Below are 15,975 nucleotides of genomic sequence, written 5' to 3'. Positions count from 1 at the left end.
GTCTTCTTGCGTACACAAATGGAGGAATAAAGATGCGCATTATGGTACAAAAATTCGGAGGCACGTCTCTCTCTACCGTTCAGGCGAGAGAGCATGTGCTCCGGCATGTTAAACGTGAGCTTGAAGCAGGGTTTAATCTGGTTATTGTGGTATCAGCTATGGGGCGCCGTGGCGAGCCTTATGCAACAGATACATTGCTGGACTGGGCAGCACAGAATGGGAATGCACTATCTGCACGCGAAAAGGATTTACTGCTGTGCTGTGGTGAAATCATCTCAGCAACCACGCTCAGCAGCCTGCTCGAACATGAAGGCATTCCAACCTCAGTGCTGACCGGTGCACAAGCGGGCTTTGTGACGGACGACAATTTCGGGAATGCCCGGATATTGGATGTCCGTCCTGTTCGTGTGCTGGAACAGTTGCAGCAGGGGCGAGTGGTTATTGTGACCGGATTCCAGGGACAGACGGAGAAGGGGGATTTCACTACGCTGGGCCGCGGAGGCAGTGATACATCCGCAACAGCTTTGGGTGCTGCACTACGTGCCGAAATGGTGGATATCTATACCGATGTTAATGGTATTTTGACGGCTGACCCCCGGATTGTTGAGGATGCTCGTCCATTAACGGTAGTCAGCTATGCGGAAATTTGCAACATGGCTCACCATGGAGCGAAGGTCATTCATCCACGTGCAGTTGAGATCGCCATGCAGTCTCAAATTCCGGTTCGGGTAAGATCAACCTTTGCAGATACAGAGGGAACACTTGTAACGCATCCGGAAGGATTCAAGGATGTACAGACAGGTATTATTGATCGTTATGTGACAGGTATTGCTTATGTCAGCAATGTCACTCAAATTACGGTGGACGTTCCTGGTGGAGCGGATCGCTTGCAATTGAAAGTGTTCAAAACGATGGCTGAGAACTCTATCAGCGTCGATTTTATTAATGTTACCCCTTCGGGAGTAGTGTATACGGTATTTGATAGTGATTCCGAGAAGGCAATACGTGTCTTGCAGGAGATTGGTCTCAAGCCGCAGAGCTTGTCTGGCTGTGCCAAAGTTTCGGTGATTGGCGGGGGAATTAATGGTGTACCCGGCATTATGGCACGTATTGTGGAGTCCTTGACCCTTGCAGATATTCAGATTCTGCAATCAGCAGATTCCAATACAACGATCTGGGTGCTTGTCAAAAAAGAAGATATGGTTCAGGCCCTGAGGGCTCTTCATGCCTCATTTGAACTTCACTTATAAATCACCGGAGGTTAGCGGAGCCAGACCTGTTTTAAGGGAGGAAATCGAATTGGACTTTGGAAGATTGATTACAGCAATGGTTACCCCGTTCAATGCAGTAGGCGAGATTCATTGGGAGGAAACGGCACGTCTCATTGATTATCTGATTGTAGATCAGAAGTCGGAGACTCTCGTGGTTTCGGGTACGACTGGGGAGTCGCCAACACTTAGTGATGCAGAGAAAGTTCAATTATTCGAGTTTGCCGTGAAGCATGCGGCTGGGCGATGCAAAATTATTGCGGGAACAGGCAGCAACAATACGGCGCATTCTATCCATCTGACAAAGGAAGCTGAGCGCGTAGGGGCAGATGGCGTTTTGTTAGTTGTCCCATACTACAATAAACCGAGTCAGGAAGGCATGTACAGACATTTTGAAGCCATTGCTGCCGCAACATCACTTCCGGTAATGCTGTACAATGTGCCTGGTCGTACCGTAGCCAATTTGTCTGCTGCAACGACGTTGCGGCTGGCACAGATTCCGAATATCGTGGCAACGAAGGAATGTGCTTCGATGGAGCAGGTGACATTGATTGCTGCCGGGGCACCTGATCATTTCAGAGTATATTCGGGAGATGATGCAGCGGGACTGCCAGCTATCGCTGTGGGAGCTCACGGGATCGTTAGTGTGGCCAGTCATGTCGTAGGCGCCGAGATGAAGCAAATGATTGATGCTTTTTATGGTGGAGATGCTCTGAGGGCTACACAGATCCATCAGAAGCTCTTTCCGCTGTTCAAGGGACTCTTCGAGTGCCCGCAGCCCTTGCCGAATCCGGTAGCCGTAAAATATGCGCTGACATTGCGCGGTCTGAATGTAGGGTCAGTTCGTTTGCCTCTTATTCCGCCAACAGAAGAAGAGCAAACCTACATTGAAAATTTGCTTGATATGTAAATAAAAGTTGAGTTTCTGCCATCGTTTATTAATTATAAGCATGAAAGCTTTGTTTAACGAAGAGCCGCACCTCTTGAGCCGAGGCAGCGGTTCTTTTTTTTACGACCGCTGTAAGGTTTCTTTTCTTTCATGAGGGGGAAACCTACAGGTTAACGAGAGAGTGACTTGTTTTTTCTGTTTTTAATCATGTATAATGATGTCAAGTGACTGGGTGCGGTATTTTTTTGAAATTGAAAGCGACATCGTTTCGGTGGTGTGGCTTTGCGGTGAAAAGGGAAGGAACGGCTAAGAGGGGCAATTCAGATCCAACTTGTTGGTGACGGGAATAACTTCGAAGAACTTCTTCCAAATATCGTGAATAAAGGTGTTCTTTTGCATTCATCCCTATTTATGGGCTTGTGATGTATGAACTACTTTTCTTAACTTACAATAAATAATAAGGTACGACGTCCAACTACCATAGGAGGTTCAGATTCATTTGTCTAAGAAAAATAATAATAACGAAAAGCTGATGATTTTTGCATTGGGCGGCGTAGGCGAAATTGGTAAAAATATGTATGTTATCCAATACGCTAACGACATTGTTGTCGTAGATGCCGGTCTCAAATTCCCGGAAGAAGACATGCTTGGTATTGATATTGTCATCCCTGACATTTCGTATTTGACGGAGAACCGTGACAAAGTAAGAGGTATTATTCTCACTCACGGTCACGAGGATCATATCGGCGGCCTGCCATATGTTCTCAAACACCTGAATGTTCCAGTATATGGAACGAAGCTTACACTGGGTCTTGTAGAGAATAAACTGAAAGAAGCAAATTTGCTTGGTGAGACAAAACGTATTCTCATCAATGCAGATTCCGAGATTGAACTTGGTTCTACACTCAAAGCATCTTTCTTTGCTACTAACCATAGTATTCCGGATTCCGTCGGGGTATGTGTAGAAACACCGGAAGGTGCAGTCGTTCACACGGGTGACTTCAAGTTCGATCATACACCAGTCAATGGTCAATATGCTGACTTACAGCGTATGGCACAGATTGGAACAAATGGCGTACTTGCGCTGCTGTCTGACAGTACCAATGCAGAGAAGCCAGGCTTTACTCCATCCGAGAAAAACGTAGGCATCGTGCTGGAAGATATCTTCCGCAAAGCAAGCCAGCGTGTTGTTGTTGCAACCTTTGCATCCAACGTACACCGAATTCAGCAGGTAATTAACGCTGCAGAGGTTACTGGACGTAAAGTTGCTGTCATCGGACGCAGCATGGTCAACGTGGTTGGCATTGCTTCTGATCTGGGCTATCTGGAAATTCCAGATGGCATGATCATTGAACCGGAAGAAGTAGGCAAGATGGCAGCGGATCGTGTTGTCATTCTGTGCACAGGAAGCCAAGGCGAGCCGATGTCCGCATTGACACGTATGGCACGTTCCACACACCGCAAAGTGGATATCCTGCCTGGTGATACGGTTATCATTGCAGCAACTCCGGTTCCTGGCAACGAGAAATATGTAGGCCGTACGATTGATGAACTGTTCCGTCTTGGAGCACACGTGCATTACAGCGGTGCAAACAGCGGCGTTCACGTATCAGGTCACGGTAGTCAGGAAGAGCTGAAGCTCATGCTTAACCTGATGAAACCGAAGTATTTCTTGCCAATCCACGGTGAATTTCGTATGCAGCGTCGTCACGCCGTTCTGGCTGAATCTGTGGGCATCGACCCGGACAACATCTTCATTACAGACATTGGTGAAGTTGTAGAGATTCAAGGTGGAGCAGCGCGTAAAGCAGGTAAAGTGACTGCTGGTAATGTATTGATTGATGGTCTGGGTGTAGGTGATGTAGGTAACATCGTACTGCGTGACCGTAAACTGTTGTCGCAAGATGGAATCCTTGTAGTTGTGGTAACACTCAGCAAACAGGATGGAAAAATTGTTTCTGGTCCTGATATCATTTCTCGCGGTTTCGTATACGTACGTGAATCAGAAGGACTGCTGGATGAAGCTAACCGAATCGTTAGCAGCACGCTGCAGAAGCTGATGAGCGAGAATGTGAACGAATGGGCTTCGCTCAAAACGAACGTTAAAGATGCATTAGGGCGCTTCCTGTATGAGCAAACTCGTCGTAGACCGATGATTTTGCCAATCATTATGGAAGTTTAACATAAGGGTACACAAACATATATTCTGGCACACAGTCGCCCCTTCTCTACAAGTAATATTGGACGGTTCCTTGTAGAGAAGGGGCTTTTTTTTGCGTTTGGCCCATTCAGGCAGTGCTTGTGCGAGGGATTAAACAATTCATTAGGCGATGAAAGTATAAGCTTGTTGGTAGATTCCCCATACTAAGGAAAAGGAAAGCATTACACTTTTCAGGAGAAGGGGATTACATTTCATGAATGAGCAGATGAATGACAAGCAAATACCACGTTCCAATCAGCCGGATGCAGAGGCCCCGGATATGCCGGTACAGGAGGAGAAGCAGGCCTCTCCAGTAACGGAGTCCATTCAGCAGTTTGGCCAGACACAGTCACCGGCTGCGGAATCCAACATTTTCTGTATGACCATTATCGGTCAAGTCGAGGGACATTTGATTTTACCTCCGCAAAATAAAACGACAAAGTATGAGCACATCATCCCGCAGCTCGTTGCAGCAGAACAGAACCCGAAAATTGAAGGCATACTTATTATTCTCAACACGGTAGGTGGAGATGTAGAGGCTGGACTTGCGATAGCAGAGATGATTGCTTCCCTCAGCAAACCTACGGTAACTGTTGTTATCGGAGGAGGACATAGTATAGGTGTGCCGATTGCGGTCGCCTCGACGTATTCGCTGATTGCCGGAAGTGCAACGATGACCATTCACCCGATTCGTATGAACGGACTTGTCATTGGTGTGCCGCAAACGTTTGAATATATGGAGAAGATGCAGGAGCGAGTTGTTCGGTTTGTGACTTCACACTCCAATATTTCCGAAGAGATGTTCAAAGAGCTGATGTTTAAGACGGGGGAGCTGAATCGGGATATCGGTACAGCGGTAGGTAGTGCAGATGCAGTGAAATACGGACTTATGGATGCTGTTGGAGGGATCGGACAAGCTATTGCACAATTAAATCAGCTTATGGGAGACAGGAAACAGATGCTTCAGGCAGGAGGATACACTCAATGACAACGATGTATACAGTCATGCCCCCGGAGCAGTTGTGGTCGGGAATGTGGACAGAAGCTGCGGATACCAAAGAGATTCGCATGAATGGTTTGTTGATGCAGGTTAGACCTGTAAATGACACCGAAGCGGTTATCGTGCGTCTGCTGGATTGTCCGCTCGAAGCGTATCTGGACCCGGCTAATCAGCCGGGTTCCACGGTTCTCCTTTCAGGTAACGCAGGTCTATCATAACGCGACGAAATCAGACAAATGGTGCAGAAAAAGAACATATGTACGGAATATATTTGTATGGTATAATATTCTTCTGGGGGTGACCTGATCTTGGCCAGAAGAAAAAAGAGGAAAAAAAAGGGCGCCGGATTTAGCGGTGTCTTAAAATATGAAATTTATGGTATTGTGCTTATTACGCTGGCAGTTATAGCACTATCGGGTGAAGCCACTGTTGGACGCTCGCTTTCCAAGATGTTTGGACTGCTGCTGGGCAAGTTCTATTTTGCAATTCCGCTGGTAGGTATTTATTACGGTCTGATGGTGATGATCCATCGCAAATGGCCGAGCGGCTGGACTACTCGCAAAACCGGCCTGGTGCTATTGGTCTTCGCTTTAACGCTGATGAGTACAATCTCCGCGATGCACCAGAAGCTGATTCCGGTTGGTGCGCTTGAGCCGGGTGCTGTTCTGACCCAGGTACATAATGATATGCAAACAGAGCTGTTAACACCTGCCACACCTGGTGAACGCGACTCCATGCTGAATAAAGATATTAGCGGTGGATATATTGGAGCTGGACAGTATGCCTTGTTCTTGTGGCTGTTCGGCAGTCTTGGTGCAAGACTGATCATGATTGTGATGTTTGTGATCAGCTTTATGCTTGTGACCAACCTGTCCTATGTTGATCTGATCCGCATATTTAGGACTAAAATATGGGATGCCGGAACCTCCATGTACAAAAAGCTGGAGGCCAGACCCGTCAGACGCACAGCGTCGAGTGCTGCAGGAGTCAAGAAAGGCAATACACGTAAATTAACACCTGTACCTGTGCAGGATGACGAGTATGATGACGATGAGGAGCTACAGAATGACCGGGAAGGACAACTTCCAAAACGCAAGGCTCCTATGTTTTTTCAATTGTTTGGCAAATGGGGGGCAAACCGTCAGGCATCCAATACTGTTAACAGACCAGATGAGCTGCATGAGCTGGAATCCGAACAGGTTGTATATCAAGCCAGACAGGATGAGACGTCCGAAGCATGGTATGGTGAGTCTGAGTCCGTAGCGCATGGAACAGGAGCTGCTTCCGTTGGTGCGGGTGCAGCGATTGCTTCACCGAAGGCGGACTCTGCGCCAATCATTCGTGACTTTTTTGAGCATGTCAGGGCAGAAGGTGCGGATAAGGATGATGACCTGGATGACGCATACCCGTATCCGGATGATCTCGGAAGCAATGATAATAACGCAGACCAGGTGGACAGAGCTGATATCAAATTTACAGATGAGCTGGTCGAAGCAGACTGGTCTGATGCACATGGTGCAGCAGAACTGCTTCAAACGGAGCATAAGCAGGGGCTGACGAAGACAGAGGATTCAGATGGAGCAGTGGACTCCGCAACAGAGAAGCCTGCTGCAGAAGGGGCAGATGTGCCGCCAGCGGTGGCCCCTCCTCCGCCTCCGAAGCCCTATAAGCTGCCGTCATTCCGTCTTCTAGCTAAGCCTAACAATGGTGGCAAGGGTGGAGACCAGAAGGATTATATGCAGACTGCACGCAAGCTGGAGGCAACGCTTGAGAGCTTTGGCGTACGTGCCAAGGTGCTTGAAGTGGTTCGCGGACCAGCAGTGACGAGGTATGAAATTCAACCTGATATCGGGGTGAAGGTCAGTCGAATCGTCAGTCTGACGGATGATATTGCTCTCGCCCTGGCTGCCAAGGATATTCGGATGGAGGCTCCAATCCCTGGTAAATCCGCAATTGGGATTGAGGTCCCGAATGGAGAAGTCTCAGTAGTAACGATGCGAGAAGTAATGGAGACGGCTACGTTCCAGGATGCAGAATCCAAGGTGACGATTGCATTTGGCCGAGACATATCGGGTCAGACGATCATTGGCAACCTGGCGCGAATGCCCCATCTGCTTGTAGCTGGTGCAACCGGCTCAGGTAAATCGGTATGTATCAATGGCATCATCACCAGCATATTGTACAAAGCGAAGCCGGATGAGGTTAAATTTTTGATGGTTGACCCTAAAATGGTCGAATTGAACGTATATAACGGTATCCCGCATCTGATGGCACCGGTTGTAACCGATCCGAAGAGGGCATCGCTTGCACTCAAAAAGATCGTGGTTGAGATGGAGAAACGATATGAATTGTTCTCCAAATCGGGTACGCGTAACGTGGAGGGATACAATAATCTGATGAAGGATAATCCGGCAGCGGTATTGCCTTATATCGTGGTTATTGTGGACGAGCTCGCCGACCTGATGATGGTAGCGGCTGGGGACGTAGAGGATGCGATTGCCCGTCTTGCACAGATGGCTCGTGCAGCAGGTATCCATCTGATTATTGCGACACAGCGTCCTTCTGTCGATGTTATTACAGGGGTCATCAAAGCGAATATTCCTTCGAGGATTGCGTTTGGAGTATCCTCACAGGTGGATTCACGTACGATTCTGGACATGGGCGGAGCGGAGAAGCTTTTGGGCCGCGGAGATATGCTGTTCATGCCGATGGGAGCATCCAAGCCGATTCGTGTTCAGGGTGCTTTTATGAGTGATGAAGAGGTTGAAAATATCGTGAATTACGTTCGGGGACAGGGCGAAGCGCAGTATGATGAAACCCTTGTTCCTGAGGTGGACGATTCCAGTCAGGCAACAGAAGAAGTGCAGGATGAGCTGTACGAGCAGGCTGTGCAGATTATTCTGGAGGCAAAGCAGGCTTCAGTATCTCTATTGCAGCGGCGAATGCGGGTAGGGTACACACGCGCAGCGCGTTTAATTGATTCAATGGAGGCCAGAGGGGTGATTGGTCCTTACGAGGGCAGTAAGCCGCGTGAAGTTCTGGTTTCGCTGGAACAGTATCAACAGAGCAAAATAAGCTCGTAAATGAAGTGACGTAGAAGCCTTCAACCATTAGGGTTGAGGGCTTTTTGTTATATCGTGACATGTGTGAGCTGCCATATGCTCCAGAGATCGGATGATTTGGTGCATAGGAAACAAGCAGGGTTGTCATAATAACGGTAGCGATTCTGTTAAATCCCACAAGAGAAAGGTAGAGCGTAGTCGATGCGAAAAATGAACCTATGGCTTTTCACTGCTATTTTGCTGATATCCGCGCTGGGAATCCGTTATTTGCTTCCTGAGCATGCTGCCAATCCAAGCACTGCTGAGAATAAGGTACAGGCAGAGGAACAGGCACTGCCCACATTCAGCAGCAACACGGTGAAGTATGGCAGTTACGGTCAAGATGTATACGAGCTTCAGGGTCGCCTGAAATATCTTGGATTCTACAACGGTAAAATCGACAGTAATTTCGGTAGCAGCACACTGAAATCGGTGAAATGGTTTCAATCTGAATTTGGTATGAAGGCTGATGGTGTGGTCGGTGCAGAAACAAAGCTCAAGCTTTATAATGCAACTGCCAAATGGTCACCTACTGAACCACCTCTGCATAAAGGAGGAGAAGGCGGGGAGACGGGTGGAGCTAAAAATACCGCCAATAATGAGCAGGACAATATGGGCTCGGCTAATGCGATGGGTCTCTCCGAGAACGAGCTGAAAATTATGGCGAATGCCGTTTATGGTGAAGCTCGCGGAGAACCGTTTGAAGGTCAGGTAGCGGTAGCCGCTGTTATTTTGAATCGGGTCAAATCACCGAGTTTCCCATCTACGCCTTCGGGTGTAATCTTTCAGCCAGGGGCATTTACAGCCGTTGCAGACGGACAGATCTATCTGGAGCCCAATGCTCAGGCCAAAAAAGCTGTAGAGCAGGCATTAAATGGCTGGGACCCTTCCGGCGGCTGCCTGTATTATTTCAACCCCAAAACGGCCACATCCAAATGGATCTGGTCACGTCCACAGGTGAAAACGATTGGGCAGCATATATTCTGCATGTAATTGGGCAGGGAAGCAACCAGAAGGCATCACTTCGGTTGCTTCTTGGCTTTTGAATCGTTTAAAATGATGGTTACATTTAAGTTCGACATAGGCCTGTTATCTAAATGACGCCGTAAAGGGGTTTTGACATTTGAATACCGCAGAATTTGAACGGGGCAATCGGAAACAGCTTCGAATTCACGTGCTTCCCACCACACGTTTCAAAACGTTCGCGATCTCCCTATACGCCGGTGTTCCTTTACGTGAGGACACGGTGACTCATACAGCGCTGATTCCGTTTGTGTTAAGACGAGGGACTGAATCATATCCGGAAACAACGCAGTTTCGAGAGCAGCTGGAGCATTTGTACGGAGCCGGGTTTGGCTTTGATGTGTACAAACGCGGCGATTATCAGATCGTGCAGTTCCGAATGGATACGATTAACGACTCTTTTGTCGGAGGGGAAGAGCAGCTGCTGGATCGCTCGTTTGCTTTTCTTGGCGAGGTGCTTACCAAGCCTGCGCAGGAAGATGCACATTTCAAAGCCTCATATGTTCAGGCTGAACGCGAGACGGTTCGCAAAAAGCTGGAGTCCATTGTGAACGACAAAATGCGTTACGCCGCTGAGCGCTGCATTGAAGAGATGTGCAAGGATGAGCCTTACAGGCTACACCCGCTTGGTGAACGAAAGGCACTGTCATCTATAGAGCCTGCGGAGCTAACAATGGCTTATCAGAACTGGCTGAGCGCAGCAAGCATGGATCTATATGTGGTGGGTGATACGACACTTAAAGAAGTGGAAGAACTTGTGGAGCGACATTTTAGTCTGGAACGTACAGTTTCTTCAGATTATCAGGCCCAGAAGGCGGTGCGCGGGGATCAGGATGTGAATACGGTCATTGAGAAGTTAAATATCGGCCAGGGCAAACTGAACATGGGTCTGCGTACTTCCATAACGTATGAAGATGACAATTATGCCGCAGCTTTGCTGTACAACGGTATCCTTGGTGGTTATCCGCATTCGAAGCTGTTTGTGAATGTTCGTGAAAAAGAGAGCCTTGCCTACTATGCATCTTCCAGATATGACGGGCACAAAGGCATTGCCACCATCCAATCCGGCATTGAAATTCCTCATTATGAGAAAGCAGTTGCTATTATCAAGCAGCAGCTTGAGGAAATGCGCAGTGGCAACATTACCGATCTGGAGATGTCCCAGACCAAGGCGATGATTCGCAATTTGCTGAAAGAGATGCAGGATGCTGCGTTTGAGATCATTGCCTATGACTTTAATCGTCAGTTATCTGGCAAGGATAGAACAGTGGAAGAATTGCTCGCACAAATCGAGCAGGTCAGCAAGCAGGATGTTCGTGAGGCCGCAGAGCAGTTCCGTCTGGATACGATTTATTTCTTGCGGGACGAGAAGGAGGAATAGTCGTGGAGAGCATTCGGTATGAACATCTGCAGGAGACGTTATATTACGAAGTGATGGATAACGGACTGCACGTCTACGTGCTGCCCAAACCGGGTTTTCAGAAAACGTATGCTACATTTGCGACCAAATACGGGTCTGTAGATAATCATTTTCAGGTGCAAGGGCAGTCTGAAGTGATGGTGCCGGACGGGATTGCACATTTTCTGGAGCACAAAATGTTTGAAGAGCCTACGGGTGATATTTTTGCAACATTTGCCTCTCAGGGGGCTTCTGCAAACGCTTTTACAAGCTTTGACCAGACGGTTTATTTGTTCTCGGCCACAGAAAATGTAAACGAAAACATACAAACATTAGTTGATTTTGTGCAAAATCCGTATTTCACCGATCAAAATGTGAACAAGGAAAAAGGCATCATTGAACAAGAGATCAATATGTATGCTGATAGTCCGGATTGGCGAGTATATTTCGGCTTGATTGAAGCGATGTATCAAAAGCATCCGGTGCGCATTGACATTGCGGGAACCGCTAAATCCATTCAAACCATTACGAAGGAAACGCTATACACCTGTTACAATGCCTTCTATCATCCGAGCAACATGCTTTTGTTTGTTGTGGGGGGTGTTGACCCGGAGCAGGTGATCAGCATGGTGCGAGCGAATCAGGCACGGAAAAAGTACGAGCCACAGGGACAGATTCAGCGCTTCTTTGACCCTGAGCCTGCACAGGTAGGAGAGGCAAGACGTGAAGCTAAACTGTCGGTTTCCCTGCCAAAGTGTCTCTTTGGCTTCAAAGAGACGGATGTTGGACTAACGGGAAAAGAACTTTTGCACAGAGACACGACGACACAGCTAATGATGGACCTTTTGTTTGGCTCCAGCACACGGCTGTTCCAGAAGCTTTATGATGAAAATCTGATCTCGGACAGCTTCGGGTTTGAGTACATCAGTGCACCTGAATATGCGTTCTCGGCTGTGGGCGGGGATACTCCAGACCCTGATCAACTATTGAAACGGATACGTGAAGAAGTGGATGTCATTGTGCAAAAAGGATTTGAGTCTTCCGATTTCGAGCGTGCGCGTAAAAAGAAAATTGGCGGTTATTTACGCATGCTGAATTCACCGGAGAACATTGCAAGTGAATTCACACGCCAGCGGTTCCGCGGCGGTGACTTTTTTAATATGCTCTCCTTGTATGATACGATTACGCTGAATGATGTAAATCAAAGATTGAAGCAGCATATTCGTTGGGATCAGCTGGCGGTTTCACTCGTGTTAAGTCCTTGATGTGGGGAGAGATTTGGGATACTTTTAAGGTAATAGTGAAATAGGAACCAGGTGAGATGAAGAAAGAAAGAGTAAAGTGTAATGGGGGAAGCGGACAGTGAAAGGGATTGGGGAAGCAACAGTGAAAGCGATTGGGGAAATGACGGTACTGGTTACCGGTGCAAGCGGGGGGATTGGGGCTGCCATTGCAGAACGGTTCGCCAGTGTGGGCATGAATGTTGTGCTGCATTATATGAAATCGCATGAGGCAGCCAATGAAGCAGCGAGACGTTGTATGGAGAAGGGCAACGGACGCATTATGACTGTGTCAGCTGATCTGCGCAGTCGGGAGCAAATTCAGCGTATGCGGGACAAGCTGGCATCCCATGAGCTGCTGCCGGATATTCTGGTTAATAACGCAGGCATATCTCATTATGGTCTGCTGTCTGATGTAACAGATGAAATTTGGGATGAAGTGATGGCCATTAATTTGAAAGGCACCTTTTTGTGTACACAGGAGATGATGCCGCATATGATCTCTCAGCGATATGGTCGCATAATTAATGTGTCGTCAATCTGGGGACTATCCGGTGCATCTTGTGAGGTGTTATATTCGACCACCAAGGGCGGTGTGAATGCCTTCACCAAGGCGCTTGCCAAAGAACTAGCACCTTCAGGCGTTACCGTTAATGCTGTTGCTCCGGGTGCGGTTCAAACGACGATGTTGGATCATCTGGATCAAAGTGAACTACGGATGCTGGAGGACGAAATCCCGGCAGGCAGACTGGCGCAGCCGGATGAAATTTCGTCACTGGTTTATTTTCTCGCGCTGCCCGAATCAGGATATATTAATGGTCAGATTATCAGTCCTAATGGAGGCTGGCTGACTTAGCTGGAAGCAACAATGCTGTTTGGGTTGAAATTCGAAAATCCGCGTTGTCTGAATGCAACAATGATGCGCATTGCTCGTGCCAGGAATACACGGGCCGTGTTTTTATTTCAAAAGTTTGTATATAAAATGTCCCGGAAGCACATATTACAACTGTTGATTTTAAATCTCATGCGTCAGCTAAGGAGGATTTATCATGTCAACAGAAAAAACGGTAGTTTCCAACTTTGACACGTGGAAGAAGTTTCTGGGGGATCGCGTGCTGCAAGCCGAGAAGATGGGCATGAGTGAAGAAACCATCAACAAACTTGCGTACGAGATCGGTGACTTTCTGGATGAGAAGGTTGATCCGGCGAACCATTCCAACCGGGCATTGAAGGAACTATGGGATGTCGGCGATGCCGATGAGCGTCGTACGATTGCGTGCCTGATGGTCAAATTGGCCAAACAAAACGCATAAGGCCAAAGATGAAGAGCTCCCGCAAGGGGGCTTTTCTCTAATGATTACAAACGGATTACAGAGCTGTTCTTGTAATTCATTTTCATTTTATATATCATTAACGTGACCCATTTTTAGAAGATGACTCCGAATTTCGTTCAGTGGACGTGTTCAGATGTTGTCGAATAATGTGGAATAATGCATTACGGGGTGTATAAATGGAAACTAAACAATGGTACATGGAATATAAAATACATAAGAACAGACCTGGTCTTTTAGGGGATATTGCCTCAATGCTGGGGATGCTGGAAGTCAATATATTGACCATCAACGGTGTGGAAGGCAAAACAAGGGGCATGCTGCTGGAATCTGATGATGACGAGAAGATCCGTCTGCTTGGAGATATGCTTAGCAAAGTCAACAGTATTACGGTATCGGCGTTGCGTCAGCCCAAGCTGGTGGATATTCTTGCTGTTCGTCATGGCCGTTATATTGACCGTGATTCGGATGATCGCAAAACATTTCGTTTCACTCGTGACGAACTTGGGTTGCTTGTGGATTTTTTGGGTGAAGTATTTAAAAGGGAAGGCAATCAGGTCATTGGTTTGCGCGGCATGCCGCGTGTAGGCAAAACAGAGTCAATCATTGCAGGCAGCGTATGCGCCATGAAACGATGGACCTTTGTATCCTCGACACTGCTTCGTCAAACCATTCGGAGTCAGATGTCCGAGGATGAGCTGAATCCCAACAATGTATTTATTATTGACGGTATTGTGAGCACCATTCGATCCAGCGAAAGGCATTATAATTTGCTTCAGGATATCATGACGATGCCAAGCACGAAAGTGATTGAGCATCCTGATATTTTTGTGCAGGAATCGGAATACGATTATAATGATTTTGATATTATCATTGAATTGCGTAACAATCCTAACGAAGAAATTATTTATGATACGTTTACGGCAAGCTACACCGATGAATTGTAAAGCCCCGTACGAAATCATGAAATAGATGATGAACAACTATTGAAGAGATAAACATAAGGAGGAGATGGCATGTCTGAACTGGGTCAGCAGTTAAGAGAGGCCCGGCTGCAAAAAGGGATGAGTCTTGACGATGTGCAGGAAATGACTAAAATTCGCAAGAGGTATCTGGAGGCGATAGAAGCAGGGGACTATAAAGTGTTACCTGGCAGCTTCTATGTGCGTGCATTTATAAAAACCTATGCGGAAACCGTGGGACTGAATCCGGATGAGCTGCTGGAAGGACATAAAAAGGATGTGCCTGCAGAGGCGGCAGAAGCAACGATGGAGCCTGTTATTCAGAAGCGGTCCAACAGACCGGTGGAGCGGAGCAATCGTTGGATGTCTGTTGCTCTCATGTGGACATTCCCTATTCTGATTATCGTTCTTTTGTATGTTTACATGGCAAATAATAAAGCTGATGATACGAATCCGCAAGGTTTGGATAATACGAAAATTACCGACAGTCAGAAGCCGGCTAATGACAAGCCTGATCCATCGACTGACAAGGGTCAAACAGCGAATCCGCCTGCAACGGACTCTGGCTCGCAGGAGACGGGCAAAGGTGAAGCAGGTGGCAACGGTGGTGGCACGGAAAATAATGGTCAGACGGATTCACAAGGCAACGGACAGACCGACGGGCAAACGGATGGACAGACTGGTGATAATCAAGGAGAACAGACACCTCCAAGTACACCAGGCTCAATCACCGTTTCAGAAGATGGCAAGTCAGGTAACATTACTAACTTCAAGGTTGCCGGAAGTGCAGGTCAGCCTGTGACGGTGACGATTAAAGCGACGGGGAACAGCTGGCTGGAAGTATATAAAGGCGAGAATTCAAGCGGGGAGAAACTGCAGTATGGCAATACGGCAGACGGTAATTCGTTTACTTTTACGCTGGATAGCGCAGGGATGTATATTAAGTCTGGTTATGCAGCAGCAACTACCATTGAGGTGGGCGGTCAAGTGGTAACGGACGGCAAAGCGACAAACCGTATTCGTCTCAAGCTAGATACGGACAGTGCTGCTTCTTCTGCGGGAACTGAGAGTACAGGTGCAAGCAGCTCCGGCGACTCCACAGAGGGTGGAACTTCAAGCTCAAGTGGCGAATAACCAGGTGAACTGCTGGAGACAATAACGTTGTCTCAACTTGCAGTTAACTTATGGTGAAGTGAGGTGGACGGCCATGACAGTCAGCTGGATCGTAACCGGTTTAGGTATTATTGTCAGCCTCCTGGGTTATTACCTGACTCCAAATGCCTGGGGCTACGGTATATTGGGCTTTGGACTTGCACACATCATTCTTGGTGTGCTGGATATGTTCAGACAGCCTGACCGCAGCCGATATTAGAGGGCAGCTTAACCAGCAAGCATTTTTGGCGACCGAAAGGTACGCCAGAAATGCTTTTTTCTATGGTTAAACCGGGCTGGAGATTAGACTTTTGTGTGAGATTTACTCTATAATGTTACAGAACATATGATTAACTGAAAGGGTGACTCG

General features: G+C 47.5%; 14 protein-coding genes. All 14 read left to right on the top strand.

Translation table 11 applies throughout. The features are described 5' to 3' along the window. The first annotated feature begins 32 nt into the window (after positions 1 to 32). The 14 genes from dapG (at position 33) to DFQ00_RS28940 (ending at position 15,825) form a co-directional block, all read left to right on the top strand. Positions 33 to 1,250, top strand: coding sequence for an aspartate kinase (gene dapG / locus DFQ00_RS00375; protein WP_110893064.1), 1,218 nt, complete (start codon positions 33 to 35; stop codon positions 1,248 to 1,250). Positions 1,251 to 1,299: 49 nt separating this feature from the next. After that, on the top strand, positions 1,300 to 2,178 hold the full coding sequence (gene dapA, locus DFQ00_RS00370; RefSeq protein ID WP_110893062.1) for a 4-hydroxy-tetrahydrodipicolinate synthase: 879 nt from the start codon (positions 1,300 to 1,302) through the stop codon (positions 2,176 to 2,178). 511 nt (positions 2,179 to 2,689) lie between these two features. Next, the gene (locus tag DFQ00_RS00365; RefSeq protein ID WP_425271000.1) at positions 2,690 to 4,339 is read left to right on the top strand and encodes a ribonuclease J; all 1,650 of its coding nucleotides are present in this window, start codon (positions 2,690 to 2,692) and stop codon (positions 4,337 to 4,339) included. Positions 4,340 to 4,637: 298 nt separating this feature from the next. Then, on the top strand, positions 4,638 to 5,345 hold the full coding sequence (locus tag DFQ00_RS00360) for a ClpP family protease (RefSeq protein ID WP_174812342.1): 708 nt from the start codon (positions 4,638 to 4,640) through the stop codon (positions 5,343 to 5,345). Next, positions 5,342 to 5,575 carry a YlzJ-like family protein gene (locus tag DFQ00_RS00355; RefSeq protein ID WP_110893058.1) on the top strand — a complete coding sequence of 78 codons (234 nt, stop codon included), beginning with the start codon at positions 5,342 to 5,344 and terminating at the stop codon, positions 5,573 to 5,575. The genes DFQ00_RS00360 and DFQ00_RS00355 overlap by 4 nt, the downstream gene beginning before the upstream one ends. Positions 5,576 to 5,665: 90 nt before the next feature. Beyond that, positions 5,666 to 8,440, top strand: a complete 2,775-nt coding sequence (locus tag DFQ00_RS00350; protein ID WP_110893056.1) for an FtsK/SpoIIIE family DNA translocase — start codon at positions 5,666 to 5,668, stop codon at positions 8,438 to 8,440. A gap of 180 nt (positions 8,441 to 8,620) precedes the next feature. Then, positions 8,621 to 9,451, top strand: coding sequence for a spore cortex-lytic enzyme (gene sleB, locus DFQ00_RS00345; protein ID WP_110893054.1), 831 nt, complete (start codon positions 8,621 to 8,623; stop codon positions 9,449 to 9,451). 130 nt (positions 9,452 to 9,581) lie between these two features. Beyond that, the gene (gene yfmF, locus DFQ00_RS00340) at positions 9,582 to 10,862 is read left to right on the top strand and encodes an EF-P 5-aminopentanol modification-associated protein YfmF (RefSeq protein ID WP_110893052.1); all 1,281 of its coding nucleotides are present in this window, start codon (positions 9,582 to 9,584) and stop codon (positions 10,860 to 10,862) included. 2 nt (positions 10,863 to 10,864) lie between these two features. After that, a complete protein-coding gene (gene yfmH, locus DFQ00_RS00335) occupies positions 10,865 to 12,145 on the top strand; it encodes an EF-P 5-aminopentanol modification-associated protein YfmH (RefSeq protein ID WP_110893050.1) in 1,281 nt (426 codons plus the stop codon). A gap of 139 nt (positions 12,146 to 12,284) precedes the next feature. Then, positions 12,285 to 13,016, top strand: coding sequence for an elongation factor P 5-aminopentanone reductase (gene ymfI / locus DFQ00_RS00330; RefSeq protein ID WP_110894013.1), 732 nt, complete (start codon positions 12,285 to 12,287; stop codon positions 13,014 to 13,016). Between the two features lie 193 nt (positions 13,017 to 13,209). Beyond that, the gene (locus DFQ00_RS00325; protein ID WP_110893047.1) at positions 13,210 to 13,473 is read left to right on the top strand and encodes a DUF3243 domain-containing protein; all 264 of its coding nucleotides are present in this window, start codon (positions 13,210 to 13,212) and stop codon (positions 13,471 to 13,473) included. 197 nt (positions 13,474 to 13,670) lie between these two features. Further along, entirely contained in the window at positions 13,671 to 14,438 is a 768-nt protein-coding gene (locus DFQ00_RS00320) for a DUF3388 domain-containing protein (protein ID WP_110893045.1), read from the top strand. 69 nt (positions 14,439 to 14,507) lie between these two features. After that, the gene (locus DFQ00_RS00315; RefSeq protein WP_110893043.1) at positions 14,508 to 15,587 is read left to right on the top strand and encodes a helix-turn-helix domain-containing protein; all 1,080 of its coding nucleotides are present in this window, start codon (positions 14,508 to 14,510) and stop codon (positions 15,585 to 15,587) included. 73 nt (positions 15,588 to 15,660) lie between these two features. Then, complete coding sequence (locus tag DFQ00_RS28940; protein ID WP_167433561.1) at positions 15,661 to 15,825, top strand: hypothetical protein; 165 nt, start codon at positions 15,661 to 15,663, stop codon at positions 15,823 to 15,825. Positions 15,826 to 15,975 lie beyond the last annotated feature (150 nt).

Origin of the sequence: Paenibacillus barcinonensis (genome assembly GCF_003217495.1) — a bacterium.
Taxonomy (GTDB): Bacteria; Bacillota; Bacilli; order Paenibacillales; family Paenibacillaceae; genus Paenibacillus; species Paenibacillus barcinonensis.
This window is presented reverse-complemented; position numbering and strand designations above follow the sequence as displayed.